The organism is Amycolatopsis sp. NPDC033938, assembly GCF_055575975.1.
Genome location: NZ_JBVIRO010000007.1, coordinates 123660 through 149770, shown reverse-complemented (window position 1 = coordinate 149770; position 26111 = coordinate 123660). Strand labels below are relative to the sequence as shown.

Here is a 26111-nt window from a genome sequence, read left to right as displayed (position 1 = left end):
TCAGCGCACCCGTTGCGGCGCACCCGTGTCGAGTTCGAGCCGGACCGCGGTGGGCAGGACCTCGACCCCGAGTGATTCCCGCGCACGGGCCAGTACGGTGCGGTCGAGCTCCTCCCAGACCCGTTTCAGGTCGGTGCCCTCGTTCAGCCAGAGCGTGATCCGCAGTGCCGGGTTCTCGCTGTCGCCGACCGCGCGGACCCGGGCCCGCGCGACGCCGTCGACCGTCTCGGCGTCGGCGCGGACGGCTTCGGAGATGGCGGAGGAGGTCACCACGAGGTCGTCGTCGAGTTCGAGGTCCGGACGGCCTTCCGGGCGCAGTGACCGGAAGAACCACCACAATCCCAGCCACAGCAGGAGAATCCCGAGCACCAGCGCGCCGACGCGGGAGGGAAGGGCGTTCCGCGCGAGCCAGTCGAGCGCCATGGGGTCGGCGAGCGGGCGACGGCCGCGGTAGATGCCGAGCCAGCCGGCGCCGAGCACGAGCACCGCGGTGCCGCCGAGCAGCGCGAGGAGTCCGATGAGGACGGTGAGGGTGCGTTCCGTGCCGGTGGACCGGCCGAGTGCCTTGGCGGAGACCGAACGGCTCATCGGCGGTCCTTCGGGGAGTCGACGACGACGGACACCTTCGGCCGCCGCACCAGCGGGATCTCGTCGAGCAGGCCGGAAACCGTTCCCAGCAGCCGCGGCCGCAGCTCGCCTTCGGTCTCCAGCCTGCTGGTCGCGCGGACACGGATCTTCTTGGCGGTGGCGGTGACCTTGGCGCCGGAGACGTTTTCCTGCGCGCGCACGGTCACCCCCACCAGCCTCGCCAGCGAACGCGGCGAGGTGGTCACGCTGACCTCGTTCGCCGGATCGGTCAGCCGGATGGCCCGCCGCCCGGCCGAGGCCGCCGCGATGATCAGCAGGAGTCCTGCCACCGCGACGGCGATCGCGATGAGCCGCACCTGGGAACTGTCCCAGGACAGTTCACCGAGCCGGTCACGCCAGTCGTCCCACGGGATGAACAGCGGTCCCCGCCCCGGCCGCCACCAGCCCCAGCCGACCTCCAGTGCCAGCAGGACCCCGGCGGCGGCCAGCGCCAGCCCGATCAGGGCGGACAGCAGCCGGACGAACAAACGCATGCCTTTGGCTCCTTCTAGCGGACGCGGGGCGCGATGTCGGGCAGGAGCGCGGAGACCGTCACGGAGATGTCGCGGACCCGGTACGAGGTGATCCGCTCGACCTCCTCGGAGACCCTGGCGCGCAGATCGCCGACGATCCGCCGCACCGGCGCCGGATAGTGCAGCGCCACGTCGAGGACGAGGTCGACGTCGTTGCCCTCACCGCCGACCTTCGCGCTCGCGCCGTGCGTTCCCAGCCCGAGCCCGGCGATCCGCCGCTCCGCCGGCGTGGTCCCGTCGACCTGGTCCGCGGCGTGCTGCGCGATCTTGCGGACCACGGCGGGCGCGATGGTGAGGGTGCCGCGATCCTCGGGTTCGGGCGGGACGGTCATTTGTCGCGGCCCCGGCCGAACAGATCGCCGAGGTCGAGTTCGCCGTCGAGGACGCGGCCGAGGACGAGGCCGATGACGCCGACGGCCAGCGTCACCAGGAACGCGGTGAAGCCCTGTGTCGCGGCGAGGCCGAGGATGAGCCCGGCGAGCAGGCCGGTCTGGGTGCCGTTCATCATTCGACCCGCGAGGTCTCGGTCTCGCCACCGTTCTCGTCGGGCAGGTGGATGTCGTTGACCGCGATGTTGACCTCGATCACCTCGAGGCCGGTGATCTGCTCGACCTGGCCGATCACGTTGCGGCGCACCGCCCGCGCCACGTCGACGATGCGTGCGCCGTACTCGACGACGACGTCGAGGTCGATCGCCGCCTGCTTCTCGCCGACCTCGACCGAGACCCCGGACGTGGTGACCGTGCCGGAGCCGGGGATCCGCTCGCGGATCGCGCCGAAGGCCCGCGAGACCCCGCCGCCCAGCGCGTGGATCCCGGTCACCTCACGGGTGGCGAGCCCGGCCACCTTCTGGACCACCACCGACGAGATCGTGGTCTTGCCGGCGGCTCCTTCCTCGTTGAGGGTCGACCCGGTCCCGGCGCCCGCCAAGGGGGCCTCGGGCCTGCTCGCGCTCGGCTGTGCCATGAAGTTCGCTCCTTCTCGCACCTGCGCCGCACGACCTGCGCGCGCGGCGATCCCTACGCTCTCACCGACCAGGACACACGCGCATGCCGAGTCGTCCCGCGATGTCACCCGGATGGGGTAATCAGTTCTGGTGGTCAGTCGGGATGGACGTCGACGACGTGGATGTTGATCGCGGGCGGAGCCGAGCCGAGCTGGCCGGTCAACGCCTCGGTGACCCGGTGGCGCAACAGGTCCGCGGCCGCCGCTTCGACGCCGAACCGGACCGTCACCAGTACCTGGAGCACTTCGTCTTCCAGCGCGACGGCCGAGACGTGGACCCCGCCGAGGTCTCGCCCGATCTCCGCGGCGAGTCTCCTGGTCATCAGCACCAGCGCCCGCTCCGACACCTGGGTCTTCCCGCCGGCGGACGGCAGCTCGAGTGGCGGCGTGGTCCGCCCGCCGCGGACGCCGCCGACCGAGCGGAGCACCCGTTCGACGAGTCCTGGCGGCGTCGGCACCGGACGGCTCGCGGCGGCGCGCACCTGCTCCCACCGGGGGTCGTCGCGCGGATCCTCGCTCATCACCGTTCCCCGGGTCGGAAGTTGTCGCCGAGTTTCGCCAGCAGCGCCACCCTGGCGCGGTGCAGGCGGGCGCGCAAAGCGGGTACGCTGACTTCCAGAACCTCGGCCACCTCGTCGTAGGTCATCCCCTCGAATTCTCGCAGAATCAGCGGGATCCGCTGGCCGACGTCGAGTTCGGCGATCGCGCGCAGCACCGCGCCGACCTGTTCGGCGCTCACCACATGACCCTCGGGACCGGGTACGACACCCGCGTCGCCCTCGTCGAGCGGCACGGTCGGTTTCCGGCGCCGGACCTGGCCGAGCGCGCCGTTGGTGGTCACCCGGTACAGCCAGGTGGACACCGCGGATTCGTGCCGGAAGCCGGGCAGCGCGCGCCACGCGGAAAGCCAGGCCTCCTGGACGACGTCTTCCGCCTCCGAAGAGCTGCCGGTGATCCGCAGCGCCACCCGGTACATCCTGGCCGTGTGCCGCCGCACCAAGGTGTCGAAGGCACCGTGGTCCCCGGCGGCGGCCCTGGCCGCCAGTTCCTTGTCCGGAACCGGCGCGGGCTCGCTCACCCGCCCTCCCGGCGGCGGTAACGCAGCATGGTGAAACCGTCCTCGAACAGCACCGACGCGAGGTCCATCCGGCGTGGTTCCGGGGTGGGCGCGCCATCGGAGATCCGGCGCGCGCCCGCGCCCGCCAGCAGCGGAGCGACCGTGAGACACAACTGGTCGACGAGATCGGCGGCGATCAGGTCACCGAACAGCTTCGGCCCGCCCTCGCAGTCGATGCGGTACAGCCCGCGTTTCCCGAGGAGTTCGAGGGCGTACCGCAGATCGACGTCGCCGGTCCCGGCCACGAGCACGTCGGCGCCCGCGCGTTCCAGGGCGGCGCGGCGGGACGCGGGCGCCCGCTCGGTGGTGAGGACGATCGGCGGCACCTTCGTGTCGGTGAACAGCGGGCCCTCGGGGTCGAGATCACCCGACCGGGTCACCACCGCGATCGGCGGGACCTCCGACAAACCGCGCGAAACCCGGCGGGCGGCCCGTTCGGCGTCGATCCGCGCGCCGCGGTAACCCTCGGCACGCACCGTGCCCGCGCCGACCAGGATCACGTCGGAAAGCAGCCTCCCCAGCAGGAAGACGCGCTTGTCGGCGGGATGCGAAAGCCCCTCGGACAGCTCGTCGACCGCGGCCGCGCCGTCGGCCGAGCTGACGAAGTTGACCTGGACCCAGGGACGGGTCAGGCCCTCGGGATACCCGTAGAGCCGCTCCAGGTCGGCGTCGGAGACGGGTTCCGCCGGTGTCGTTGGCCACAAAAGCTGCACACGGCTATCCCAACACGCGCCCGACGGCACCGCTGAGCGGGGGATACGCCCGTTCAGGGAGGGTGAACGGCCACCGCCGGTGCCGTTACTCTCGGCGAATGCCAGCCCGCCTGATCGATCGCCGTCCGGAGCTGTCCGCCGACGAGCTGATCACCGCGCTCGTCCCGCCGCCGCGGTTCGACGCGGTCCGGTTCTCCACCTACGTGCCCAATCCGGACGAGCCGAGCCAGGCCGAGGCCGTCGTCACCTGCGGCGTGTTCGCGAAGCGCGTGGCGGAGGCGTCGAACCGGAAGCCGAAGTCGAAGCTGCGCGCGTTGTTCGGCGGCGGGGACGAGGCGCCGTCCGGACCGATGGGGCTTTATCTCGACGGCGGCTTCGGCGTCGGCAAGACGCACCTGCTCGCCTCGACGTGGCACGAGACCCCGTCGCCCAAGGCGTACGGGACTTTCGTGGAGCTGACCCACCTCGTCGGCGCCCTGGGGTTCGCCGAGGCGGTGCGGCGGCTGTCCGAACACCGGTTCCTGGCGATCGACGAGTTCGAACTCGACGACCCCGGCGACACCATGCTCGTCACACGGCTGCTGCAGGAACTGATCTCGGCCGGGGTCTTCGTGGCGGCGACCTCCAACACGCTGCCGGACAAACTCGGTGAGGGCCGGTTCGCCGCGGCGGACTTCCTGCGCGAGATCCAGTCGCTGTCCGCCCGGTTCGGCGTCTGCCGGGTCGACGGGCCGGACTACCGCCATCGCGGCCTCCCGGACGCGCCGCCGCCCGCGGCTCCCGAGGAACTGGAGTCCTCCGCCGCCACCCATCCCGAGTCCACTGTGGACGATTTCGACGCGCTGTGCGAGCACCTCGCCGGGTTGCACCCCTCGCGGTACGGCAGGCTTCTCGACGGCGTGACCCGCGTGCACCTGCGCGACATCCACCCGGTTCCCGACCAGAACGTCGGACTGCGGCTGGTCGCCTTCGCCGACCGGCTCTACGACCGCGCGATCCCGCTGGTGGTCTCCGGCGAGCCGGTGCCGCTGCTGTTCACCGAGGAGATGGTGAACGGCGGCTACCGCAAGAAGTACCTGCGCGCCGTCAGCCGTCTGACGGCACTGGCGCGCGACGCCGTGCAGCCCAGGTGAGCGGCCCCCAGGTCGCGCAGACGGTCGCGACGGCGAACAGCGCGCCGCCCACGACGTCGGTCAGGTAGTGGTAGCCGAGGCCGATCATGCCGATCGTGACCCCGGCGAGCACCACCGCGCCCACCATCGAGATGACGGCGGTCGCGACCCCGGGCCGGGCGAGCAGGACGAGCGCGGTCAGCACCGCGACCAGCGCGACGGTATGCCCGCTGGGATAGGCGAGATAAGTGTTCTTCCAGCGGTCGAAAAGCGGTTTGAGCACCCACATGTTGGCGGCGATGGCGACGAGCGGGCCCACGACGGTCAGCGCCGCTTCGGGCTTCCGCCGTCCGAACAGGCACAGGACGGCGGCGAGGAGTGCGACGGGGACCAGGACGTAGGCCTCGGTCGGCAGTACGAGTAGCCGCAGAAGGCCGGTGTCGGCGCCGAAGGTGCGCTCCACCCACTTGGCGGCGAGCTCGTCGGGGCCGGAGAGACCTTCGCCGGAGACCAGGAAGCCGAGTACGGCCATGATCGCGGCACAGGTCACCGCGACGAGCCCGTACGGCGCTCTTCCGCTCATCCGGCGAGATTACGTGACGGGTGATCAGTCACCATGCAGGGACGGCTCGCGAGGACGAAGGGGGCTTTCGATGCGGATCAGTGTGGTCGGCGGCGGCGTGATCGGGCTGAGCTGCGCGCACCGGCTGGCCGGGGCCGGGCACGAGGTCACGGTGATCACCGGCGCCGGCCCGGGGGAGACGACGTCGGCGGTCGCCGGTGGCGTGCTCTTCCCGCCGCTGGCGGCGAACTCCGGCAGGGTCGATCGCTGGACCGCGGCGAGTGTGAAGGAATACCGCTCGCTCGGCGCGCCTGGCATCCGCATGCTGCGAGGGGCGTACTTCATCCCGCGGGAGGCGCTGACACCGTCGTGGGCGTTCAGCATGCCGGACCTCGACCACGAACCCGGACGGCTCACCTTCACGACCGCGGTGGTCGACACCCCGGTGTACCTCGCCTGGCTCGCCGGACAGGTCGCCGCGCTGGGCGCGCGCACCGAATACCGCACCGTCTCGCGGCTCGACGACCTCGACGCGGATCTGGTGGTGAACGCGGCCGGGCTCGGCGGCGGGCGGCTGGCGGGGGACAGCACCGTGGTGCCGGTCGGCGGCCACGTCGTCCATCTCGCCGATCCGGGGCTGACCGAATGGATCGTCGACGGCTCCTCGCCGGTGCTGCGGCACGTGATCCCGCACGGACGGCACGTCGTCTGCGGCGGAACGCAGGAACCCGGACGTGCCGACGTCACGCCGGATCCCGGGGTCACCGCGGACATCGTGCGGCGGTGCCGGGAACTCGTGCCCGAGCTGGCGGAGGCGCCGGTGCTGGGCGCGAAGGTGGGGTTGCGGCCGTTCCGGCCCGAGGTCCGGCTGGACCGCGAGGGCGACGTCATCCACTGCTACGGGCACGGAGGCGCCGGGATCACGCTGGCGTGGGGCTGCGCCGACGAAGTCCTGGCCCTGGTGGTGAGCTGAAAGGGCCCTTCGCCGCATGTGACGCGGTGAAGGGCCCTTTCAGTGCGTCGCATGCGGTGAAGGACGCTTTCAGCCCGCCCCCCGCAGTTAGAGGACTAAATGCGGGGAGTCAGAGGGCGGCGAAGGCGGCGAAGTCCGCTTCGGTCTGGTCCGCGTACCGCACCGCGTAAGCACCGATCGCCTCGTCGAGGTCTTCGTCGTCTTCGAAGTATCCCGCCAGCATCCGCGGATGCAGCGACCGCGCGTGCGCCCGCGCCAGCAGCGCGCCTGCCAGGCGGCCGTAGTCGTCGAGGTGGTCCTTCTTCAGTTCCGCGGGATCGATGTCGCCCTTGAGGTTCCGGAACTGCCGCACGATGTACGGAATGCCGTCGATGGTCGTCCAGCCGAGCAGGATGTCGGTTTCGGCCTGCACGAGCCGCGCGCCCTCGACGATCCGGCGGCCCTCGTGTTCCGGCGAAGCCAGCCCGAGATAGGGCGACAGCGCCGACGGATTGGCCTGTTTCACTTGCAGGACAAGGTCTTCACCGCTGTTCCCGTGCAGCAGCGCGACGTAGCTGCGTAGCCCGACACTGCCGGTGCCGACCACCCGGAAGGCCACATCGGACACCCGGTACCGCGAGATCAGGGTCCGCCGCGACTCGCGCAGCGTGTCCACATAGGACACCAGTCCGGTGATCACGGCTTCGGCCGTCGCGTCGTCGACGTGCGTGAGGACCGGCGGGTCTTCGACGAACCGGTGCCGTTCGAGGCCGGTACGGTGGTCGTCGATGCGCCGGGTCCACTTCGCGGTGACCTTCGCGCTGGTGTTCTTCCGCGCCTTCTCGGCCGCTTCCTCGAAGTCGTCGACCAGGTCGTGCGCCTTGACCTTGCTGAGCACCGACGCGTCCGGCAGCGCGTTCCACGAGCGCAGGAACGGCAGTTCCGCGAGCCCCCGGATGGTGCGCCGGTAGGACTTCACCGCGTCCTCGGCGGCTTCGCGGCAGCCCGACTCGCCGATCCCGCCCTCACGCCCGGCCAGTACGAGACTCGCGGCGAGCCGCTTGAGGTCCCACTCCCACGGTCCGGGCACGGACTCGTCGAAATCGTTGATGTCCATCACGATCTGGCCTTCGGGCGTGCCGTAGAGCCCGAAGTTCGCCGCGTGCGCGTCTCCGCAGAGCTGCGCCGTCAGCCCGGACGCGGGCGTTCCCGCCAGATCCGCGGCCATCAGCCCAGCCGCGCCCCGGTAGAAGGTGAACGGCGACGCGAGCATGCGCTCGCGCCGCAGTTCCACCAGTTCCGGCAGACGGCCTTCGTTGCTCCGCGCGAAGAACTCCGCCACGCCGGGCCGGTCGGCGCTCGCCGCCGCGTGATCGTGCGCGGACGTCGGCGCCTTGTCCCGCAGCGCCTTACCCCTCGCGGACCAGTCCTCCGGCGACACCGTCTCGGTGCCGACCAGCGGCCGCTCCACCCACTCCCGCTCGTCTCCCATGGACAGCCAACGTACCGGCCGCCCGAAAGGTTCACCGGGTCCCGACGACCTCCGTGATCGCGTCGATACCGCGGTCGAGTTCCTCGCGGGTGATCACCAGTGGCGGCGCGATCCGCAGTGTGTGGTCGTGCGTCTCTTTGCACAGCACGCCGCGTTCGGCCAGCGCCGTGGACGCCTCCCGGCCGGTCGGCCCGCCGGGCGCGATGTCGATACCCGCCCAGAGCCCGCGGCCGCGGACCTCGGCCAGTCCGTCGCCGACCAGTTCGCCGAGCCGGGAGTGCAGGTGCGCGCCCAGTTCGCGGGACCGCTCCTGGAACTCGCCGGTCTTCAGCAGCCCGACCACGGCCCGCCCGATGGCGCAGGCCACCGGGTTCCCGCCGAAGGTGGAACCGTGCTCGCCCGGCCGCAGCACGCCCAGCACGTCCTTGCCGCCGACCACCGCCGACACCGGCATGATCCCGCCGCCGAGCGCCTTGCCCAGGGTGTAGACGTCGGCGCGCACACCTTCGTGGTCGAGCGCGAGGACGGTGCCGGTGCGCGCGAGACCGGACTGGATCTCGTCGGCGATCAGCAGGACGTTGTGCTCGTCGCAGAGCCGCCGTGCTTCGGCGAAGTAGCCGGCGGGCGGCACGATCACGCCGGCCTCGCCCTGCACCGGCTCCAGCAGGATCGCGGCGGTCCGCTCGGTGATGGCGTCCCGCAGCGCGTTCGCGTCGCCGTACTTGACCGTGACGAAGCCCGGCGTGAACGGGCCGAAGTCGGCACGTGCCGTCTCGTCGGTGGAGAAGGACACGATGGTCGTCGTGCGGCCGTGGAAGTTCGACCCGGCGACGACGATCTCGGCGGTCCCGTCGGGGACCCCCTTGACCCGGTAGGCCCATTTCCGGGCGATCTTCACCGCGGACTCGACGGCCTCCGCGCCGGAGTTCATCGGCAGCGTCATCTCGGTGCCGGTCAGCTCCGCGAGTTCCCGGCAGAAGAGCCCGAGCTGGTCGTGGTGGAAGGCGCGCGAGGTCAGCGTGACCCGGCCGAACTGCTCGATCGCGGCGGCGATGAGCCCGGGGTGGCGGTGCCCGAAGTTCAGCGCGGAGTAGCCGGAGAGGAAGTCGAGGTAGGTCTTGCCCTCGACGTCGGTGACCGAAGCGCCCTCGGCGGTGGCGATCACCACGGGCAGGGGGTGGTAGTTGTGCGTGCTCCACTGCTCGTCGAGCGCGATGAAGTCGGCGGTCGTCATGCGTTCAGGTTAGATGGCCATCCGTCCGCTTTCATCCGGGAAACGTTGCTTTGACCCGTTGTTCGTTGCGTATCGACTCCTTCGAGTGGCGAAATCGTGCATGGGAGGACTTGATCACCGCAGGCGGGACGGCCCGAGCGCGGTTATCGTCGCCGGATGGCGAAAAAGGACCACGTCTCCGTCCGGGACACGCTGAGGATCGGCAAGGGGCCCGAGCGGCACGATCCGGGCTCGTTCCCGATCGGGCCGCACAAGAAGCCGAAGGGGCTCAAAGACCTCGCCGGCTTCGGCGGCAGGCTCGCCGAGCTGCAGGAGGCCCTGTACGCGGAGGGCGTCGGCGGAGGGAACCGCAGTGTCCTGCTGGTCCTGCAGGGGATGGACACCTCCGGCAAGGGCGGCACGGTCGGGCACGTCCTCGGCCTGGTCAACCCGATGGGCGTGCGGTACGCGGGGTTCAAGAAGCCGACCGCCGCCGAGGCGCGCCACCACTACCTGTGGCGGATCCGCAAGCAGCTGCCCGTGCCGGGGCAGGTCGGCGTCTTCGACCGCTCCCACTACGAGGACATCCTGGTCCCGCGGGTGCAGAAGCTGGTCCCGGCCGCGGAGTGGCGCAAGCGCTACGCCGAGATCAACGAGTTCGAGCGGGAACTGACCGGCGCGGGCACGACGATCGTGAAGGTGTTCCTCGACATCTCGCCGAAAGAACAGCTGAAGCGGCTCAAGGCGAGGCTGGAGACCCCGGCGAAGTGGTGGAAGTACAACCCCGCCGACCTCGACGCGCGGGCACAGTGGAACGACTACCAAAAGGCCTACGCCGACATCTTCGCCAAGACCTCCACCCCGGCGGCGCCCTGGTACGCGGTCCCCGCGGACCACAAGTGGTACCGCAACTGGCTGGTCGCGCGGCTGCTGATCGAGACGATCGAGGAGATGGACCCGAAGTTCCCCCCGGCGGACTTCGATCCCGACGCGGAATTGAAGAAGCTGGAAGGCGTTGGCGTATCGGGATGAGTGTCTGAGAGAGTGCGGACGTGACCGACACCAGCCTCGAAGATCTCCCGTTCCTCCGCCGTCAGGCCCGCACCCAGCGCTTCACCCTCGGCGCGCCGAAAGAGTTCAAGGTCGCCCCGGACGCTTCCCGCATCCTGTTCCTGCGGACCGAGTCCGGCACCGACCCGCGGCACAGCCTGTGGTCGTTCGACGTCGCTTCGGGCGACGAGACGAAGCTGGTCGACGCGGCCGAACTGCTGCCTGGTGAAGAGGACCTGCCCGCCGAGGAACGCGCCCGTCGCGAGCGCAGCCGGGAGACCGGCGGGGGTGTGGTCGGCTACGCGGTCGACGACGCCTTCACCGTCGCCGCGTTCTCGCTGTCGGGCAAGCTCCACACCCTCGACCTGACGACCGGCGCGGTGTCCGTGCTGGTGGAGGGGTCGGTCGTCGATCCGCGGCCGAGTCCGGACGGCAGCCGGGTCGCCTACGTCCGTGACCGGCGCCTGCGGGTGATCGACCGGGCCACCGGCGAGGACCGTCTGGTCGTCGAGGAAGAGGGCGAAGACATCGCCTGGGGGCTCGCGGAGTTCATCGCGGCCGAGGAGATGGGCCGCACCCGGGGCTATTGGTGGTCCCCGGACGGGAAGAGCCTGCTGGTCGAGCGGTCCGACCGGGCGGCCGTGCCGCGCTGGACGATCGCCGACCCGGCCAACCCGCAGTCGGCGGCCAACGTCGTCGCGTATCCGGCGGCGGGGACCGAGAACGCCGACGTGACGCTGGCGATCATCGGGCTCGACGGCTCGCGGGTCGACGTCGCGAAGACCGACTGGGAGTACCTGGCCGCGGTGCACTGGTCGGCGGCGGGCAAGCCGCTGCTGTCGGTCCAGTCGCGAGACCAGCGCCGGCTCGAGATCCAGGCCGTCGACCCGGCGGACGGTTCGGTCGAGGTACTGCACACCGAGACCGACGAGCACTGGGTCGAGCTCGTCGCGGGCGTTCCGGCGTGGACGGCCGACGGCCGCCTGGTGCGCGAGAGCGCCGCCGACGGCGACCACCGGCTGATCGTCGACGGGGTAGCGGTCACCCCGCCGGGACTGCAGGTGCGCCAGATCCTGCACGTCGGCGCCGAGGTGCTGTTCAGCGCCTCGGAGGCCGACCCGACGCAGATCCACGTCTTCCGCACCGAAGGCGGCGAGCTCCGTCGTCTGTCCACTGAGGACGGTGTGCACGTCGGCGCCGGGACCGCCTCGCTGACCGTGCTCTCGTCGTGGAGCCTGGAGCGCAGCGGGCCGGTGGTGACCGTCGTCTCCGGTGAGAAGACCGTGGCGCGGATCGGCTCCTGCACCGTGGATCCCGACGTCGTGCCGAATCTGACCTGGCTGACGCTGGGGGAGCGGGGCCTGCGCGCCGCGCTGCTGCTGCCGACCGGATACGAGGAGAGCGAAGGCAAGCTCCCGGTCCTGCTCGACCCGTACGGCGGCCCGCACGCCCAGCGTGTCCTGCAGACCCGCAACGCCTTCCTGACCCCGCAATGGCTGGCGAACCAGGGCTTCGCGGTGCTGGTCGCCGACGGACGGGGCACGCCCGGCCGGGGCGCGGCATGGGAGAAGGAGATCGCGGGCAAACTCGCCGACGTCACCCTCGCCGACCAGGTCGACGCCCTGCAGGCGGCGGCCGCGCTCCATCCGGAACTGGACACCGAGCGGGTCGCGATCCGCGGCTGGTCCTATGGCGGCTACCTGTCCGCGCTGGCCGTCCTGCGCCGCCCCGACGTCTTCCACGCCGGTGTCGCGGGCGCTCCGGTGACCGACTGGTCGCTGTACGACACGCACTACACCGAGCGCTACCTCGGGCTGCCGCAGGAGGAAACGGCTTCGTACGAGCACAACTCCCTGATCGCCGACGCCGGTGAGCTGTCCAGGGCGTTGCTGATCGTGCACGGCCTCGCCGACGACAACGTTTTCGTCGCCCACTCGTTGCGCCTGTCGTCGGCGCTGCTGGCCAAGGGACGCCCGCACGTGTTCCTGCCGCTGGCCGGCGCGACGCATATGACGCCGCAAGCCGAAGAGGTGGCGGAGAACCTGATGCGCACGCAGGTGGACTGGATCGTGCGCGAGCTGTCCGGCGAGGCGGCGAAGAGCGAGGAGAACGCATGAAACGGTGGGGCATCACCATTCCGCTGACCGGGGTGCCGCTCGCGGCGCACAAGGAGCTGGTCGAGCAGCTGCCGGACCTGGGCTACACCGACGCGTGGTCGGCCGAGACGGCGGGCAACGACGCCTTCACCCCGCTGGCGCTGGCTTCGCAGTGGGCGCCGGAGCTCCGGCTCGGCACCGCGATCGTGCCGGTGTACACCCGAGGGCCCGGTCTGCTCGCGATGAGCGCGGCCACCGTCGCGGAACTGGCGCCCGGCCGGTTCGTCCTCGGCATCGGGGCGTCGTCGCCGGTAATCGTGAAGAACTGGAACGCCGCCGAGTTCGAGGCCCCGTTCGCGCGATCACGGGACACGTTGCGCTTCCTGCGCTCGGCGCTGGCCGGGGAGAAGGTCACCGAGGAGTACGAGTCCTTCTCCGTCAGCAAGTTCCGGCTGGAGCGCCCCGCCGACCCGCCGCCGTCGATCATGCTCGCCGCGCTGCGGCCGGGCATGCTGCGGCTGGCCGCGCGGGAGGCCGACGGTGCCATCACCAACTGGCTCGCGGCCTCCGACGTGCCCAAGGTGCGCAAGGAGATCGGACCGGACACCGAACTGGCCGCGCGGATCTTCGTCTGCCCCACCGAGGACAAGGCCGCCGCGCGCGGGCTCGGGCGGATGCTCATCTCGAGCTACCTGACCGTGCCGGTGTACGCGGCGTTCCACGACTGGCTCGGCCGGGGTGAGGCGCTCGCGCCGATGCACGAGGCGTGGGCCGCGGGCGACCGGCAGAAGGCCAACCAGGTCATCCCGGACGAGGTCGTCGACGAGCTGATCGTCCACGGCAGCCTCGATTCCTGCCGCGAGCAGGTGCAGTCCTATGTGGACAACGGGCTGACGACGCCGATCATCGCGCTGCTGCCGACGGGTGAGGATCCGTTCGCTCAGGTGCGGGGGTTGGCGCCTCGGTCCTGACTTGGGTCGCCGGCTGCTTGGGTCACCGAACGCTATGAAAGGACCTTTCCTTGCAAAATTTGCCAGGAAAGGTCCTTTCATTGCAAGATTCGCGAGGAAAGGTCCTTTCCTAGAGCCTTTTTCGGCCTGGGGTTCACGGTGCAGACAGTCGCAAGTGGTCGATTGCCTGCGAGGTCAGGCCTGGTCGGGCCGCTCAGGGCCCGCGACACACGCTCGCCGATAACACGCCGCTGGTCGGAGCCACCGGCTCACGTCACCGGGCCCGGAAGCTGTTGGTCGTGAGGGGCAAGTGAAGCGCGTGAAGGCCCCCTTCCCTCGGCTCAGCCGAGGGAAGGGGGCCTTCACGCGCAGCCGTTGCGGTAGGCACCTGAAACACCCTTGGTCAGAACGACACACTCACGACACCCACACCTTTGCATCGCGAACCAAGAGGGAAAGGCTCCTAACACGCGCGAGCGCACTCAGGCGACGTTGAAAAGCTCCTCGTACCGGGAAGCCATCATGTGCGAGCCCTTGATCTCCGACGTCGTCGCCGCGTCCAGGACGCCCACCTCCTCCGCGTAGGTCGCACCGCCGGAAGGACCGAGCGGCAGCGAGATCATCGGCCCGCCGGGCGTGTGGGTCCGCAGCTCACCGCCCTCGATCAGGGCCCGGATGTTGGCGACGACGACCTCCGCGTGGTCACCGGCCACCTTCGCCAGTTTCCCCTCCGGCAGCGCGGTGATGTCGCCGAGCGCGAACACCCGCTCCTGTCCGGGAAGCCGCAGGTCGGCGGTCACGGCCACCTGTCCGTTCGCCTGCCGGGCGGCGGCCAGGTCGCCGTCGAGGTACGCCGTGTGCGGCGCGCCTCCGAAGCACTGGAACCACAGGTCGGCGGTCACCTCGCCGCCGGAGGTCAGCGCGGCGGTGAACGTCTTGGCCTGTCCCGGTTCCGAGACCGGTGACTCGGTCAGCGAAGTGCCGAGCAGGAGTTCGACGCCCAGTTCGTCGAGCTGACGGCGGATTTCGGCGCGGAACTCGTCCGGGAAGCCCGGCAGGATCCCCTCCGCCGGGTCGACGATGGTCACGGCCTTCTCCGGCCACACCGACTTGATCTCACCCGCCAGTTCCAGTCCCACCGGGCCCGCGCCGAGCAGCAGGACCTTCTCCGCGCCCGCGAGTTCTTCCCGCGTGGCATGGATCTTCGCCTTCGCCGAAGCGCTGTCCCGGAAATCGATCTTCGCCGGGAACGGGTACGCCGAACCGGTCGCCAGCACGATGTAGTCCGGCGTGAGCCGTTCCCCCGAAGCGAGCGTGATGCCGCCCTGATCGACGCTCGCCGCGTGATCGCGGAGGACCCGTCCGCGTTCGAGGAGACGGGCGTACGGGTAGAAGAGCCGGTCCGTCCACTCGGGATCGACGAGCCCGCGCAACGCGGCGACGTGGTGGACGAAATCCTCGCGCGGCTCGACGAGGACGACGTCGGTGAACGAGTCCAGTTCCTTGGCGACGGTGGTCCCGCCGTATCCCCCGCCGATGACGGCCACGGTCGTGGTCATGAGATCCCCTAGTTCGTAGTACGGAATGTTGGTACTGCGAACTACAGTAGTTCGTACTCCGAACGATCGTCAAGTAGACTTCGGTCATGACCACGGCCGAAGACCTCGGATTCGCGACAGCGCTGGTCCGGCTCTCGCATCTGGTGCAGCGGGCGTTCATCGACGTCGGCCGCTCGCACGACCTCACGCCGCAGCAGGCGCAGCTGCTCTGTGTGCTGGCGCAGGGGGAGACGGGGGTCGGGATGACCGAGCTCGGCCGGATGCTGAACCTGGAGAAGTCCAGCGTCACCGGCCTGGTGGACCGGGTGCAGCGGCGCGCCCTCGTCGAGCGGGTCGCGGACGCCGGCGACCGTCGCGCGCTGAAGATCACGCTGACCGAGGAGGGCCTCCGGCTCGCGAACGCCGCTCACGAAGGCGTTGTCGAGAAGCTGGAGGAGATGGCTTCCGATCTCCCGGTCGAACAGCGCGAGGCGGTCGCGGCGGCCGTGTGGCGGATGGCGCCCGAAGACTGAATCAGGGCCAGAGCGCGGCGGCCAGCCCCAGCCCGGCCGTCGCGGCACCGATCCCGGCGGCCACGGTGACCCCGACGTTCAGCACGGCCCGCAGCCGCGCTTTCCCGGTGAACAGGCGCAGCGTTTCGTACCCGAAGGTCGAGAACGTCGTGAGCCCGCCGCAGAACCCGACGGCCAGTAGCGACCGGACCGCGTCCGGCTGGCCGCCGTGCAGCGCCCAGCCGGTGAGGAAACCGAGGATCGCCGAGCCTGCGATGTTGACCGCCAGCGTGCCCCACGGGAACGCGCCGCCCAGCCGCGCGCGCATCCGCAGATCGGTCAGATAGCGCAGGATCGCGCCGGTGCCGCCACCGAGCGCGACGAAAAGAACGGTCATTTCACCACCGCGCGGGTGATCTCGTGCCCGGCATAGACCGCGATCAGTGCGGCGGCCACGGTGCCGAGCGCGTAGGCCAATCCGGTGAACGGACGCCCCGCCGTCACAAGATCGAGTGTTTCTGTCGCATAGGTCGAAAACGTGGTGTAACCGCCCAGGATCCCGACGCCGAGGAACGGGCGGAGCAGCCGGTGCGGGTCGGCCGCCGCGGTCAGCAGTGCCATCAGGACGCCGATCAGCAGGCAGCCGGAAACGTTGATGGCGAAGGTCGAAAGCGCGAATTGCCCCCGGGAATGGGGGAGTGCGACCGACAGGCCGTAGCGGGTCAGACTGCCCAGCGCGCCGCCCGCGCCGATGGCCGCGAGCACGTCCCATCGCGGGCGCGGGACGAATGCCGGATCAGCCATGGATGGCAGCTTAGAACCGCTGTCCGGGTGAACCGGGGCCACGGTGGCGAAGATCGCTCACAAGGCCGTTCTTCCCTGCTGAGCGGTGAATTTTCGCCGGACGTGTCGTAGGCTTGGCGGCGCTCCAGGCCGATTTTCGGTCCGTCCGCTCGTCTAAGTGAAGGTGGCAGGATGGCACAGGAACAGTCAGGTACGCAGGCTCCCGACAGCGGTTTGCTGATCGAGGTGGAGAAGATCCCGACAGCGGTGGATCGCGGGAAGGCCAACGGCGCCGCCGCGGACAACGACGGTAACGACGGCTGAGTGCCCGAAACGCCGACGCTGGCTGACCTCGTGGCTCCGCTCGGGGTCAGCCAGTTCTTCCAAGAAGTCCAGGGCGAGACCTACCGCCGTTTCGAAGGCCCCGCGGGCCGGTTCGCCGAGCTGCTGCCGTGGCCGGCGCTGAACGCGATCCTCCGGCAGCACCGCCTGGAGTTCCCGCGGCTGCGCCTGGCGCTCGACGGGACGCCCGTCCCGATGGAGAGCTACACCGATCTCGTCCCCACCCGCCGCAGTGGCACCGTCCCCCGGCTGCAGGCCGCTCCGTTCACCGAGCACCTCCGCGGCGGCGCGACGATGGTGCTCGACGCCATCCAGGAACTCAGCGACCCGATCGGTGACCTCGCCAGGAGTCTCGAACACGACCTCCGCGAGAGCGTCCAGGTCAACCTGTACGCGGGCTGGGGCGTGACCCACGGCTTCGACGTGCATTGGGACGACCACGACGCCTTCATCATCCAGGTCGCCGGGCGTAAACGCTGGCGGATGCACGGGCCGACCAGGACCGCCCCGCTGCACCGCGACGTCGAACAGCCCGAGCGGCCCGGCGAACCGATCGACGACTTCATCCTCGAAGACGGCGACGTCCTTTATGTCCCGCGCGGGCATTGGCACGACGTCACCGCGGTGGGGGAGATGTCGCTGCATCTCACGCTCGGTTTCAGCCCGGCCACGGGGATCGATCTGGTGACCTGGCTCGCCGACAAGCTGCGGGCGAGCACCGTGTTCCGCCAGGACCTCCCGAGGTTCGGCACGGCGGAGGACCGGGCGGCCCGCGCCACCGCGCTGCGCGAAGAGCTGGAAGCCGCGCTCACCGAGGGCGTCGTCGACCGGTTCCTCGCCGATCGCGACGCGTCGGCCCCGGCGCATCCGCGGATCGGCCTGCCCTGGGCGGCGACCACCGGCCTGCTGCCGGACGGCGACGAGACCGAGGTCCGGTTCCTCGTCCCGAGGGCGGTGCTCGAAGAAGGCGACGGCCGGGTGACGCTGCTGGCGGACGGAAAGCGGTTCGTCTTCTCCGGCGCCGCCGCCCCGGTGCTGAAGGCGCTGCTCGACGGCACTCCCCAGGCGGTCAAACGACTCGCCGAACTGTCGGAACTCGATCGGGGGACCGTGCGGGCCTTCCTCGGCGAGCTCACGGCGCAGGGACTCCTCTCAGTCGGTTGAAAGTCACAAGGGAGGAGAAGTGTGAAGGGAGAGTGGACGGGGTAAGCTAAGGCATGCCTAAGGTCAAGTCCGGAGTGGTCAGCCTATGACCGCTCAGCTCTCGGACACTCCAGCGCCGCCCGCCGCGTTGCCGGGCTGCGCGACCGTCGCGCGCATGCTGGGCGCGAACCCCGCCGGCACCGCGGCCGACATGCGCTGCTGGCTGCTGATCGAGCAGCCGGGCCCGTGGACGGCGGACGCGCTGGAGAACCTCCTCGACGAGGCGTTCCCCGCCGAGCGGCGTGAGCTGCTCGAGAACTTGAGGGGCTCGCACGGCCTCCGTCCGCTGCTGATCCGCCGTCCCGGCAAGCATCGGCGCGACCCGGATCGCCCTCGTCTGGTGTACGTCGGCGGTGGCGAACCGGGCAACCGCTGGCTGGAGCGCCTGGAGATCCGCGACCTGAGCGAACTGGCCGGACTGGACCTCGAAGCGGTCGCGAACGGCACCGGCGGCCTCGGCACGCGGGTGCACGGGCCGCTGTTCCTGGTCTGCACGCACGGCACCAAGGACATGTGCTGCGCGGTGCTCGGCCGCCCGCTGGCCTCGGCACTCAACACCAACCACCCCGGCCGGTCCTGGGAGGTCAGCCACGTCGGCGGCGACCGCTGGGCGGGCAACCTCCTCGTGGTCCCCGACGGTTTCCTGCACGGCCAGCTCAATCCGGCCGAGGCGGCACTGGTCGCCAAGTCCGCGCTGCGCGGGCAGGTCGAACCGGAGCAGCTGCGCGGCCGGACCTCCGCACCCACGGCGTGGTCGCAGTTCGCGGAGATCGCCATCCGGCGGCAGACGAATCTGTCCGGTTTGGACGATGTGATCGCCGTCCAGGAGGAGCCACTGCTCGAATCCGACGCGCGAGTGGTCACCGTGCGCGGTGGCGAGGACTTCTACTCGGTGACGGTGCGCCGCCGGTCGGCGACGCCGCGCGGCGAGAGCCGGTGCGCCGGGCTCATCCAGCCCGCGGGGTATGTCACGGAGAACATCGCGCAGCTCTGATCTCGCGTTCAGTCCTGCTGTGAAGTACGTGAAGGCCCCTTTCCCTCGAATGGAAAGCTTCCCCGGTCGTAACGGCCCGATGCGAGCGACAGTCGGCCGCCGACGAGGTACGGACTTAATAATACGGTCAAACAGTAACTAAACGGACCTTTCTACTTGACTTGTGTCCCTTGTGGACGATCGGGAACGGCGGGTGTCACCCCTTAAGTCCCTGGCATTGCGGCTCAACCGGGGGAAGGGGGCCTTCACGCGCCGTCGATGTGACCGGTGGTGCTGCTGATGCGCGTCCGCGTCGCCGACCCCGCGGCTAGTTCGCTGCTGGGGGCGGTGCTTGCACGCGCAACACCCGAAAGATCACCCTCGTTCGAACACCTGTTTGACACCTGTCTAGAACATGTGTTCGACTGGCCGGGTGCGATGGGATCGACAGCGGGCGGACGGCGGCGAGCCGGTCCTGCCCGGAATGAGCGGGCTGGGGCGGCCGGTGCGCTCACCCGAATTCGACGGCGTCACCTTTCACGAGGTGCACGCCAAATCCGTGCTGAACAAGGTGCCGGAGGGTTCTGGTGTCCCGTTCGGCTGGACGGTGAACCCGTACCGCGGCTGCTCCCACGCGTGTACGTACTGCCTCGAAGGCGGGACGCCGGTCCTGATGGCCGACGGCCGGACGAAGCCGCTGGCGGAGCTGGCGCCCGGTGACGAGATCTACGGGACCCGCGGACGCGGCGCGGGCCGGCGCCTGGTGCCGACGACCGTCCTCGCGCACTGGTCGACGCTCAAAGCGGCCTATCGCCTGACCCTCGACGACGGCACGTCCATCGTGGCCAGCGGCGACCACCGGTTCCTCACCGGACGCGGGTGGAAGCATGTCACGGGCACCCGGTGGGGCGCGGCGCAGCGGCCGCATCTGATCGGGGGTACCGAACTCGTCGGGGTCGGGAAGCTGGCCCGCACCCCCGACGACACCATCGGATACCGCGCCGGGTACCTCTGCGGGATGCTGCGGTCCGGCGGCTTCTCGGCCGAAAAGGACGCCGCCGACCGCGCGCTCAGGTACCTGCCCGACTTCGGGGCGTCGGTCGGGTTCGTCCAGGTGCCGCCGTCGCCGGATTCCCATTGGCAGCGCGGATTCCTGGCCGGGCTGTTCGACCTCGCCGGCGGATACCGGCACGGTGCGCTGCGGGTCACCCATGACGAACGCGACATCGTCTCGACCTTCTGCGCCGCCCTCGACAACTTCGGTTTCCGTTACGTGAAGACCGAAAACGTCAAGTTCCGTCCGTTGTGGACGGTTCAGCTGCTCGGCGGGCCGTCGGAGGAGATGCGCTTCTTCCACCTCACCGATCCCGCCGTCGGATGGAAACGGTCGCTCGACGGCCTCGCGATCGGCCGGACCAGACGGAAGGTGTCGGCCATCGAGGAGCTGGGCATCGAGCTGCCGCTGTTCGACATCACCACCGGCACCGGTGACTTCATCGCCGACGGCATGGTCACGCACAACTGCTTCGCCCGGAACACCCACACATACCTGGATCTCGACGCCGGACGTGATTTCGACACCCAGGTGATCGTGAAGGTCAACGCGCCGGAAGTGCTGGCCGCGCAGCTGCGGCGGCCGAGCTGGACACGCGAGCACGTCGCCATGGGCACGAACACCGATCCGTATCAGCGCGCCGAAGGCCGGTACAAGCTGATGCCGCGCATCATCACCGCACTCGCGGATTCGGGTACGCCACTGTCCATCTTGACCAAGGGGACCGTGCTGGCCAGGGATCTGCCGTTGCTGGAATCGGTGTCGAAGGACGTGCCCACCGGGTTGGCGATCTCGCTCGCGCTGCTGGACGAGGAGCTGCAACACCGTCTCGAACCGGGGACGCCGAGCCCGCGGGCGCGACTCGATCTGATCCGCAAGGCGCGGGGGGCCGGGCTCCCGTGTTCGGTGCTCGTCGCTCCCGTCCTGCCCTACCTGACCGACTCGGTGGAAGCGCTCGACGCCTTGTTCGCGCGGCTGGCCGACGCCGGCGCCACCCGGGTCACCGTCATCCCGTTGCATCTGCGGCCGGGCGCGCGGGAATGGTTCGCGCGCTGGCTGGGCCGGGAACATCCGGAGCTCGTGCCGAAATACCGCGAGCTGTACGCGCGTGGTGCTTATCTCCCGAAGTCCTATCGGGAGCGGCTGGGAACGCGGGTCGGCCCGTTGCTGCGCCGCCACGGCTTCGGTTCCCGCGCGGACGACGACGAACGCGGTCCGGTGACGGTTCCCGTGCAGCGCGTCGAGGAGGCCGCCGTCCCGGAGGTGGAGCAACTGAAACTGCTGTGAGGCGGCAAGTCCGCGCCCGCAGGGTCGTGAGTGGCGATTCGGGTTCTAACCCGAATCGCCACTCACGACCAACTCGACCGACCCCCGACCCGCAATGTGAAAATTCTTACGCACCAACGGATTCGGCCGTTCGGCGCAGCGGCTTGGCGGAAAACCTTTTCGTGCCTAATCTCAGAGAGAGGAAGGCGAGGAGGTGCCTGTTGACCACCAGGACGGATCGCACCGCCGCTGTTCGCATCGCCTGGGCGGCGACCAAGCTGACCAGGGCGGGAAGGCACCCCATCGCCATCGGCAGACTGGCCGCGACCGTCGGCTTCGATCCCGGTGAGGCACACCGGCTGATGGAGTTGATGGGGTTCGACATCCGCGACGGCCTGGTCATCATGGACCGCGGCGCGCGTCCCGGTACGGCGGATCGCGGGGGTCCGGATCGCTACCGGGTCGATCTGTTCCTGCTGGCCATCGCGACGGGCGAACCCGTGCACGCGGACGCCACCTGCCCGGCGACGGGCGCGCGTGTGCGCGTCCACTTCACCCGGGACAGGGTGCTGAGCGTCGATCCACCGCACGCCGTCGTCGCCGCGTCGAGGCTGCCCGGAATCGACCTCACCCTCGGCCCGGACTACGTCGAGGCGCTGGTCTGCACGCAGTTCTTCGCCTCGAAGGAGGCCGCCGCGGGCTGGTTGCTGGAGAACATCGACGGCCGGGTGCTGTCCGTGCCCGACTATCTGGCGCATACGCGGCGGATGGTCGCCGCGCTGGAGGCCTGGCCGACGATCTAGCGGGGACGCTTGTACCTGGTCGCGAGGCATCGGGGGCGATTCGTTAGCCTTTGACGTCGGCGAAAAGCCGTCGAATCGCAGAAACGTGATGCCGAAGGAGAGCACCCGCAGTGCTTCGCACCCACAAAGCCGGCACCTTGCGTGCCGAGCACGCCGGTCAGACGGTCACCCTCACCGGATGGGTGGCTCGGCGGCGCGATCACGGCGGCGTCATCTTCATCGATCTTCGTGACGCCAGCGGCGTGAGCCAGGTCGTCTTCCGCGAGGGCGAGATGGCCGAGCGCGCGCACCAGCTGCGCTCCGAGTACTGCGTCCGCATCACCGGTGAGGTGTCGAAGCGCCCCGAGGGCAACACCAACACCGAGATCCCCACCGGCGAGATCGAGGTGCTGGCCACCGAACTCGAGGTGCTGTCCGAGGCCGCCGTGCTGCCGTTCCCGATCGACGACAGGGTCGACGTCGGTGAGGAGGTGCGCCTCAAGCACCGCTACCTCGACCTGCGCCGCAGCGGCCCCGCCGCCGCGATGCGCCTGCGCAGCGAGGTCAACCGGGCCGCCCGTGAGGTCCTGCACGCGCAGGACTTCGTCGAGGTCGAGACCCCGACCATGACCCGTTCCACCCCCGAAGGCGCCCGCGACTTCCTGGTTCCGGCCCGCCTCAAGCCCGGCTCCTGGTACGCGCTCCCGCAGTCGCCGCAGCTGTTCAAGCAGCTGCTCATGGTCGGCGGGCTCGAGCGGTACTACCAGATCGCGCGCTGCTACCGGGACGAGGACTTCCGCGCCGACCGGCAGCCGGAGTTCACCCAGCTCGACATCGAGATGAGCTTCGTCGAGCAGGACGACGTCATCGCGCTCGGCGAGGACATCGTGACGGCGCTGTGGAAGCTGGTCGGCGCCGAGATCCCGCGGCCGTTCCAGCGCATCACCTACGCCGAGGCGATGGAGAAGTACGGCTCGGACAAGCCGGACCTGCGCTTCGACCTCCAGCTCACCGACATGACGGCGTTCTTCGCCGACACCCCGTTCCGCGTGTTCCAGGCGCCGTACGTCGGCGCCGTCGTGATGGCGGGCGGGGCCGACCAGCCGCGCCGCACCCTCGACGCCTGGCAGGACTTCGCCAAGCAGCGCGGTCACCGCGGCCTCGCCTACATCCTGGTGAACGAGGACGGCACGCTCGGCGGGCCGGTCGCGAAGAACCTGTCGGAGAAGGAGCGCGAGACCGTCGCCGAGGCCGCCGGTGCCAAACCCGGCGACTGCGTCTTCTTCGCCGCCGGCAAGCCCGCCGACGCGCGTTCGCTGCTCGGCGCCACGCGGCTGGAGATCGGCAACCGCCTCGGCCTGATCGACGAGAACGCCTGGTCGTTCGTGTGGGTCGTCGACTTCCCGATGTTCATCTCCGCCGAGGAATCCGACGACGTCGCCGTCGGCAGCGGCAAGTGGAAGGCCCTGCACCACGCCTTCACCTCGCCGACCCCGGAGTGGATCGGCAAGCTCGCCGACGACCCCGGCGGCGCGCTGGCCTACGCCTACGACATCGTCTGCAACGGCAACGAGATCGGTGGCGGCTCGATCCGTATCCACCAGCAGGAACTGCAGAAGCAGGTCTTCGAGCTGATGGGCCTGACCGAGGAGGAGGCGCAGGAGAAGTTCGGCTTCCTGCTCGACGCCTTCGCCTTCGGCCCGCCGCCGCACGGCGGTATCGCGTTCGGCTGGGACCGGATCGTCATGCTGCTGGCCAAGGCCGAATCGCTGCGTGACGTGATCGCGTTCCCGAAGACCGGCGGCGGGTTCGACCCGCTGACCGCCGCACCGGCCCCCATCACGCCGGAGCAGCGCAAGGAGGCGGGCATCGACGCCAAGCCCGCGCCGCCCGCGAAGAACTGATGCTCCATCTCAGAGCCGTGTGCCCGCCGGACCGGACCGAAGAAGCGGTCCGGATCCTGCGGGCACACTCCGGGACCGCACACCTCGTGGTGCATCCTGGGGTGGCGATCGCGCCCGAAGGTGACCTGATCGAGGCGGACATCGCCCGTGAGGCGACCGATGAGATCATCGAGTCGCTGTGCGGGCTCGACCTCGACCACACCGGCGGGATCACGCTGGAAGCGCTGGACACCGCGGTGTCCGACGCCGCCGACAAGGCCGAGGAGGCCGCGCCGGGTGAGGGCGCGGACGCGGTGGTGTGGCAGGAACTCGTCGGCCGCAGCGGCGAGGAGTCCCGGCTCACCTGGACCTTCCAGGCGTTCCTGACCATCGCGTGCCTGCTGGCGTCGGTGGGGGTGATCACGAACTCGGCGGTCACCATCGTCGGCGCGATGGTGGTGGGCCCGGAATTCGGCCCGCTGGCCGCGATCGCGGTCGGGCTGGTGCTGCGCCGGGGAGATCTGGTGAAGCAGGGCGGGGTCGCGCTGCTCGGCGGGTTCCCGATCGCGATGGTGATCACGCTCGGCGTGGTGCTGGTGGGCAACGCGGCCGGAGTGCTCGAGGTGAGCACGCTCGCGGACAACCACGAAGTCGATTTCGTTTACAAGGTGGGGATCGCTTCACTGGTCGTCGCGCTGCTGGCCGGCGCGGCGGGGATGCTTTCCATGACGTCGGCCAAATCCGCCGCGTTGGTCGGCGTCTTCATCTCGGTGACCACCGTCCCGGCCGCCGGGTACGCGGTCGTCGCCGCGGTTGCCGGTCAGTGGGAACGGTGTCTTTATTCGGCCGGTCAACTGCTGGTCAATCTCATCGGAATCGTTGCAGCTGCGGCCATTGTGCTGACATTGCGCCGTCGTGGGCAACGATCGAGGGTAACGGAACGTCCGCTTTCACGCGGATGAGTCCCAGATCGCGTCAATGCGCGCGATTGCCCGGATCTCAGTGGTCATGGTTGCTCAGTCACGAGTAGGGTCGGTGGCAATGACAGTCGATACCTCCTCTGCCGATGATTCGACAGTCGGAGCCGAAACGCTTGCCGTCGCAGCGGCGGTCGCCGCCGGCGAGTCGGTTCTTTCACGCCGATTCGGCAGCGCGATCACGCTCGTCGCCCCGGAGGACCTCGCCGGCAGCGGTCCGGCGACGGTGGTGCGGGCGCGGGTGGCGACGTCACCGTTCGCCCTGCCGCGAACCCTGGTCATCAAGCACTACCCCGATCCACCCGAACCCGGCCGTCCCGATCCGTTCGCGCAGGAAGCGGTCAGCTATCAGCTGTTCACCGCGCTCGCGCCGGAGGACCGGATGTGCCCGGAACTGCTCGCGCACGACGGCCGTGACCGCGTGCTGGTGCTCGAGGATCTCGGCGGCCTCCCGACGCTGCACGACAAGCTCCACGCCCGTGACGCTCGCGCCGCCGAACGCGCGCTGCTGTCCTGGGCCCGGTCGCTGGGCAGGCTGCACGCGAGCACCGCGAGCCGTGAGGCCGATTTCAACGCGCTGCTGCGCCGTCTCGGCGGTCCGGCGAAGAACGAGGACGTGCCGCTGCCCGCGGTCTGCGCGCAACTGCCGGACCTGCTGGAGGAACTGCTCGACGTCGAGACGCCGGAGCCGGTGCAGCGGCGGGTCATGGAGGTCGCCGAGCGGGCCGGTTCGCCGTCCTACCGCGCGTTCAGCCCGGTCGACCTCAGCCCGGACAACAACCTCGTGACCAGCGACGGAGTGCGTTTCCTCGATTTCGAACGCGGCCGCGTGCGCAGCACACTGATCGACGCGGCGTACCTGCGGCTGCCGTTCGCGTCCTGCCCCGACGCGCTGGCGCTGCCGCCGGGGATGAGCGAGGCGATGATCGCCGCCTGGCGGTCCGAGGTCGTCTCGGTCTGGCCCGCCCTCTCGGACGAGGACGCGCTGGCCGAGCACCTGATGGACGGTCAGCTGCTGCTGTTGTGGTTCGTCACCTGGGAGATCCTCCCGGAGCTCGACCTGACCAGGCACGCCACGCCGATCAGCCGGGAGGCCGCGCTGGTGACCTGGTGGCGGGAGCTGGCCAAGCATTCGCTGCGTGCCCGCCTGACCGACATCTCCGAACACGCCACCCGGGTCGCCGCGGCACTCGGGGCCCGGCTGGGGCCGCACGCGGACCTCGCCTTCTATCCGGCGTTCCGGTGAGCTGAAGGGGACTTTCCCCGCATGACACGCGGTGAAGGACGCTTTCCTCTCGTGGGACGCGGGGAAAGTCCCCTTCAGCCCCCGCCCGCACGGACTTTTCGCTCGACCGTCCTCGTCGCGTTACCCAGGC

At 70.0% G+C, this 26111-nt stretch carries 28 protein-coding genes; 14 read left to right on the top strand and 14 right to left on the bottom strand.

The window, feature by feature from the left end:
- The 8 genes from ACZ5ZX_RS20115 to ACZ5ZX_RS20080 all read right to left on the bottom strand — a co-directional run bounded on the left by ACZ5ZX_RS20115 (position 1) and on the right by ACZ5ZX_RS20080 (position 3995).
- Entirely contained in the window at positions 1–588 is a 588-nt protein-coding gene (locus ACZ5ZX_RS20115) for an alkaline shock response membrane anchor protein AmaP (protein ID WP_465503508.1), read from the bottom strand.
- Positions 585–1121 carry a DUF6286 domain-containing protein gene (locus tag ACZ5ZX_RS20110; protein ID WP_465503507.1) on the bottom strand — a complete coding sequence of 179 codons (537 nt, stop codon included), beginning with the start codon at positions 1119–1121 and terminating at the stop codon, positions 585–587. Before ACZ5ZX_RS20110 ends, ACZ5ZX_RS20115 begins: the two co-directional genes overlap by 4 nt.
- A gap of 14 nt (positions 1122–1135) precedes the next feature.
- Complete coding sequence (locus ACZ5ZX_RS20105; protein WP_465503506.1) at positions 1136–1492, bottom strand: Asp23/Gls24 family envelope stress response protein; 357 nt, start codon at positions 1490–1492, stop codon at positions 1136–1138.
- Positions 1489–1665, bottom strand: a complete 177-nt coding sequence (locus ACZ5ZX_RS20100; RefSeq protein WP_005157087.1) for a hypothetical protein — start codon at positions 1663–1665, stop codon at positions 1489–1491. Before ACZ5ZX_RS20100 ends, ACZ5ZX_RS20105 begins: the two co-directional genes overlap by 4 nt.
- Complete coding sequence (locus tag ACZ5ZX_RS20095) at positions 1665–2126, bottom strand: Asp23/Gls24 family envelope stress response protein (RefSeq protein ID WP_465503505.1); 462 nt, start codon at positions 2124–2126, stop codon at positions 1665–1667. The genes ACZ5ZX_RS20100 and ACZ5ZX_RS20095 overlap by 1 nt, the downstream gene beginning before the upstream one ends.
- 134 nt (positions 2127–2260) lie before the next feature.
- Positions 2261–2686: a hypothetical protein gene (locus ACZ5ZX_RS20090; RefSeq protein WP_465503504.1), complete on the bottom strand. Its 426-nt coding sequence runs from the start codon at positions 2684–2686 to the stop codon at positions 2261–2263.
- Positions 2686–3243: an RNA polymerase sigma factor gene (locus tag ACZ5ZX_RS20085; RefSeq protein ID WP_465503503.1), complete on the bottom strand. Its 558-nt coding sequence runs from the start codon at positions 3241–3243 to the stop codon at positions 2686–2688. Before ACZ5ZX_RS20085 ends, ACZ5ZX_RS20090 begins: the two co-directional genes overlap by 1 nt.
- Positions 3240–3995 (bottom strand): pyrimidine reductase family protein, encoded by a 756-nt coding sequence (locus ACZ5ZX_RS20080; RefSeq protein WP_465503502.1) that lies wholly within the window; start codon positions 3993–3995, stop codon positions 3240–3242. The genes ACZ5ZX_RS20085 and ACZ5ZX_RS20080 overlap by 4 nt, the downstream gene beginning before the upstream one ends.
- 98 nt (positions 3996–4093) lie before the next feature.
- Between ACZ5ZX_RS20080 and zapE the strand changes: the two genes are divergently transcribed.
- Positions 4094–5128 (top strand): cell division protein ZapE, encoded by a 1035-nt coding sequence (zapE, locus tag ACZ5ZX_RS20075; protein ID WP_465503501.1) that lies wholly within the window; start codon positions 4094–4096, stop codon positions 5126–5128.
- Here the strand turns inward: zapE and ACZ5ZX_RS20070 are convergent.
- A complete protein-coding gene (locus ACZ5ZX_RS20070; RefSeq protein ID WP_465503500.1) occupies positions 5082–5690 on the bottom strand; it encodes a phosphatase PAP2 family protein in 609 nt (202 codons plus the stop codon). The genes zapE and ACZ5ZX_RS20070 overlap by 47 nt on opposite strands.
- A gap of 70 nt (positions 5691–5760) precedes the next feature.
- On the opposite strand from ACZ5ZX_RS20070, the gene ACZ5ZX_RS20065 reads away from it, so the two are divergent.
- The gene (locus ACZ5ZX_RS20065) at positions 5761–6642 is read left to right on the top strand and encodes an FAD-dependent oxidoreductase (RefSeq protein WP_465503499.1); all 882 of its coding nucleotides are present in this window, start codon (positions 5761–5763) and stop codon (positions 6640–6642) included.
- Between the two features lie 109 nt (positions 6643–6751).
- Here ACZ5ZX_RS20065 and ACZ5ZX_RS20060 read toward each other — a convergent pair whose 3' ends face one another.
- Together ACZ5ZX_RS20060 and rocD are read right to left on the bottom strand one after the other, a co-directional pair.
- Positions 6752–8113 (bottom strand): DUF2252 domain-containing protein, encoded by a 1362-nt coding sequence (locus tag ACZ5ZX_RS20060; RefSeq protein ID WP_465503498.1) that lies wholly within the window; start codon positions 8111–8113, stop codon positions 6752–6754.
- A 31-nt stretch (positions 8114–8144) separates the two neighbouring features.
- Positions 8145–9347 (bottom strand): ornithine--oxo-acid transaminase, encoded by a 1203-nt coding sequence (gene rocD, locus ACZ5ZX_RS20055; protein WP_465503497.1) that lies wholly within the window; start codon positions 9345–9347, stop codon positions 8145–8147.
- A gap of 156 nt (positions 9348–9503) precedes the next feature.
- Here rocD and ACZ5ZX_RS20050 point away from each other — a divergent pair, with 156 nt between their 5' ends.
- Genes ACZ5ZX_RS20050 through ACZ5ZX_RS20040 form a run of 3 tightly spaced genes read left to right on the top strand, consistent with a single transcriptional unit; the run spans position 9504 to position 13443 of the window.
- A complete protein-coding gene (locus tag ACZ5ZX_RS20050) occupies positions 9504–10358 on the top strand; it encodes a PPK2 family polyphosphate kinase (protein ID WP_465503496.1) in 855 nt (284 codons plus the stop codon).
- A gap of 20 nt (positions 10359–10378) precedes the next feature.
- Positions 10379–12493 carry a S9 family peptidase gene (locus ACZ5ZX_RS20045; protein WP_465503495.1) on the top strand — a complete coding sequence of 705 codons (2115 nt, stop codon included), beginning with the start codon at positions 10379–10381 and terminating at the stop codon, positions 12491–12493.
- Positions 12490–13443, top strand: coding sequence for an LLM class F420-dependent oxidoreductase (locus ACZ5ZX_RS20040; RefSeq protein ID WP_465503494.1), 954 nt, complete (start codon positions 12490–12492; stop codon positions 13441–13443). The genes ACZ5ZX_RS20045 and ACZ5ZX_RS20040 overlap by 4 nt, the downstream gene beginning before the upstream one ends.
- A gap of 461 nt (positions 13444–13904) precedes the next feature.
- Here the strand turns inward: ACZ5ZX_RS20040 and ACZ5ZX_RS20035 are convergent, their stop codons facing one another.
- Positions 13905–14981 carry an NAD(P)/FAD-dependent oxidoreductase gene (locus ACZ5ZX_RS20035; protein ID WP_465503493.1) on the bottom strand — a complete coding sequence of 359 codons (1077 nt, stop codon included), beginning with the start codon at positions 14979–14981 and terminating at the stop codon, positions 13905–13907.
- 86 nt (positions 14982–15067) lie between these two features.
- Between ACZ5ZX_RS20035 and ACZ5ZX_RS20030 the strand changes: the two genes are divergently transcribed.
- Positions 15068–15493: a MarR family winged helix-turn-helix transcriptional regulator gene (locus ACZ5ZX_RS20030; protein ID WP_465503492.1), complete on the top strand. Its 426-nt coding sequence runs from the start codon at positions 15068–15070 to the stop codon at positions 15491–15493.
- Between the two features lies 1 nt (position 15494).
- Here ACZ5ZX_RS20030 and crcB (ACZ5ZX_RS20025) read toward each other — a convergent pair whose 3' ends face one another.
- Both crcB (ACZ5ZX_RS20025) and crcB (ACZ5ZX_RS20020) read right to left on the bottom strand, forming a co-directional pair.
- Complete coding sequence (gene crcB, locus ACZ5ZX_RS20025) at positions 15495–15869, bottom strand: fluoride efflux transporter CrcB (protein ID WP_465503491.1); 375 nt, start codon at positions 15867–15869, stop codon at positions 15495–15497.
- The gene (gene crcB / locus ACZ5ZX_RS20020; RefSeq protein ID WP_465503490.1) at positions 15866–16276 is read right to left on the bottom strand and encodes a fluoride efflux transporter CrcB; all 411 of its coding nucleotides are present in this window, start codon (positions 16274–16276) and stop codon (positions 15866–15868) included. Before crcB (ACZ5ZX_RS20020) ends, crcB (ACZ5ZX_RS20025) begins: the two co-directional genes overlap by 4 nt.
- 171 nt (positions 16277–16447) lie before the next feature.
- Here crcB (ACZ5ZX_RS20020) and ACZ5ZX_RS20015 point away from each other — a divergent pair, with 171 nt between their 5' ends.
- The 8 genes from ACZ5ZX_RS20015 (at position 16448) to ACZ5ZX_RS19980 (ending at position 25981) form a co-directional block, all read left to right on the top strand.
- Positions 16448–16579, top strand: a complete 132-nt coding sequence (locus tag ACZ5ZX_RS20015; RefSeq protein ID WP_465465969.1) for a hypothetical protein — start codon at positions 16448–16450, stop codon at positions 16577–16579.
- On the top strand, positions 16580–17761 hold the full coding sequence (locus ACZ5ZX_RS20010; RefSeq protein WP_465503489.1) for a cupin domain-containing protein: 1182 nt from the start codon (positions 16580–16582) through the stop codon (positions 17759–17761).
- A gap of 85 nt (positions 17762–17846) precedes the next feature.
- Entirely contained in the window at positions 17847–18794 is a 948-nt protein-coding gene (locus ACZ5ZX_RS20005) for a sucrase ferredoxin (RefSeq protein WP_465503488.1), read from the top strand.
- A 412-nt stretch (positions 18795–19206) separates the two neighbouring features.
- A complete protein-coding gene (locus ACZ5ZX_RS20000) occupies positions 19207–21114 on the top strand; it encodes an intein-containing Rv2578c family radical SAM protein (RefSeq protein ID WP_465503487.1) in 1908 nt (635 codons plus the stop codon).
- A gap of 200 nt (positions 21115–21314) precedes the next feature.
- Entirely contained in the window at positions 21315–21896 is a 582-nt protein-coding gene (merB, locus tag ACZ5ZX_RS19995; protein WP_465503486.1) for an organomercurial lyase, read from the top strand.
- 110 nt (positions 21897–22006) lie between these two features.
- Positions 22007–23779 carry an aspartate--tRNA ligase gene (gene aspS / locus ACZ5ZX_RS19990; protein ID WP_465503485.1) on the top strand — a complete coding sequence of 591 codons (1773 nt, stop codon included), beginning with the start codon at positions 22007–22009 and terminating at the stop codon, positions 23777–23779.
- Positions 23779–24720: a DUF389 domain-containing protein gene (locus ACZ5ZX_RS19985; RefSeq protein WP_465503484.1), complete on the top strand. Its 942-nt coding sequence runs from the start codon at positions 23779–23781 to the stop codon at positions 24718–24720. Before aspS ends, ACZ5ZX_RS19985 begins: the two co-directional genes overlap by 1 nt.
- Positions 24721–24799: 79 nt before the next feature.
- The gene (locus ACZ5ZX_RS19980) at positions 24800–25981 is read left to right on the top strand and encodes a phosphotransferase (RefSeq protein ID WP_465503483.1); all 1182 of its coding nucleotides are present in this window, start codon (positions 24800–24802) and stop codon (positions 25979–25981) included.
- The last annotated feature ends 130 nt before the right edge of the window (positions 25982–26111 follow it).

What these genes read in the sequence shown, in the direction of transcription:
- ACZ5ZX_RS20115 (WP_465503508.1), bottom strand. Translation starts at nt 588, where the DNA reads ATGAGCCGTTCGGTCTCCGCCAAGGCACTCGGCCGGTCCACCGGCACG.
- ACZ5ZX_RS20110 (WP_465503507.1), bottom strand. Translation starts at nt 1,121, where the DNA reads ATGCGTTTGTTCGTCCGGCTGCTGTCCGCCCTGATCGGGCTGGCGCTG.
- ACZ5ZX_RS20105 (WP_465503506.1), bottom strand. Translation starts at nt 1,492, where the DNA reads ATGACCGTCCCGCCCGAACCCGAGGATCGCGGCACCCTCACCATCGCG.
- ACZ5ZX_RS20100 (WP_005157087.1), bottom strand. Translation starts at nt 1,665, where the DNA reads ATGAACGGCACCCAGACCGGCCTGCTCGCCGGGCTCATCCTCGGCCTC.
- ACZ5ZX_RS20095 (WP_465503505.1), bottom strand. Translation starts at nt 2,126, where the DNA reads ATGGCACAGCCGAGCGCGAGCAGGCCCGAGGCCCCCTTGGCGGGCGCC.
- ACZ5ZX_RS20090 (WP_465503504.1), bottom strand. Translation starts at nt 2,686, where the DNA reads ATGAGCGAGGATCCGCGCGACGACCCCCGGTGGGAGCAGGTGCGCGCC.
- zapE (WP_465503501.1), top strand. Translation starts at nt 4,094, where the DNA reads ATGCCAGCCCGCCTGATCGATCGCCGTCCGGAGCTGTCCGCCGACGAG.
- ACZ5ZX_RS20070 (WP_465503500.1), bottom strand. Translation starts at nt 5,690, where the DNA reads ATGAGCGGAAGAGCGCCGTACGGGCTCGTCGCGGTGACCTGTGCCGCG.
- ACZ5ZX_RS20065 (WP_465503499.1), top strand. Translation starts at nt 5,761, where the DNA reads ATGCGGATCAGTGTGGTCGGCGGCGGCGTGATCGGGCTGAGCTGCGCG.
- ACZ5ZX_RS20060 (WP_465503498.1), bottom strand. Translation starts at nt 8,113, where the DNA reads ATGGGAGACGAGCGGGAGTGGGTGGAGCGGCCGCTGGTCGGCACCGAG.
- rocD (WP_465503497.1), bottom strand. Translation starts at nt 9,347, where the DNA reads ATGACGACCGCCGACTTCATCGCGCTCGACGAGCAGTGGAGCACGCAC.
- ACZ5ZX_RS20050 (WP_465503496.1), top strand. Translation starts at nt 9,504, where the DNA reads ATGGCGAAAAAGGACCACGTCTCCGTCCGGGACACGCTGAGGATCGGC.
- ACZ5ZX_RS20040 (WP_465503494.1), top strand. Translation starts at nt 12,490, where the DNA reads ATGAAACGGTGGGGCATCACCATTCCGCTGACCGGGGTGCCGCTCGCG.
- ACZ5ZX_RS20035 (WP_465503493.1), bottom strand. Translation starts at nt 14,981, where the DNA reads ATGACCACGACCGTGGCCGTCATCGGCGGGGGATACGGCGGGACCACC.
- ACZ5ZX_RS20030 (WP_465503492.1), top strand. Translation starts at nt 15,068, where the DNA reads ATGACCACGGCCGAAGACCTCGGATTCGCGACAGCGCTGGTCCGGCTC.
- crcB (WP_465503491.1), bottom strand. Translation starts at nt 15,869, where the DNA reads ATGACCGTTCTTTTCGTCGCGCTCGGTGGCGGCACCGGCGCGATCCTG.
- crcB (WP_465503490.1), bottom strand. Translation starts at nt 16,276, where the DNA reads ATGGCTGATCCGGCATTCGTCCCGCGCCCGCGATGGGACGTGCTCGCG.
- ACZ5ZX_RS20015 (WP_465465969.1), top strand. Translation starts at nt 16,448, where the DNA reads ATGGCACAGGAACAGTCAGGTACGCAGGCTCCCGACAGCGGTTTGCTG.
- ACZ5ZX_RS20005 (WP_465503488.1), top strand. Translation starts at nt 17,847, where the DNA reads ATGACCGCTCAGCTCTCGGACACTCCAGCGCCGCCCGCCGCGTTGCCG.
- ACZ5ZX_RS19985 (WP_465503484.1), top strand. Translation starts at nt 23,779, where the DNA reads ATGCTCCATCTCAGAGCCGTGTGCCCGCCGGACCGGACCGAAGAAGCG.
- ACZ5ZX_RS19980 (WP_465503483.1), top strand. Translation starts at nt 24,800, where the DNA reads ATGACAGTCGATACCTCCTCTGCCGATGATTCGACAGTCGGAGCCGAA.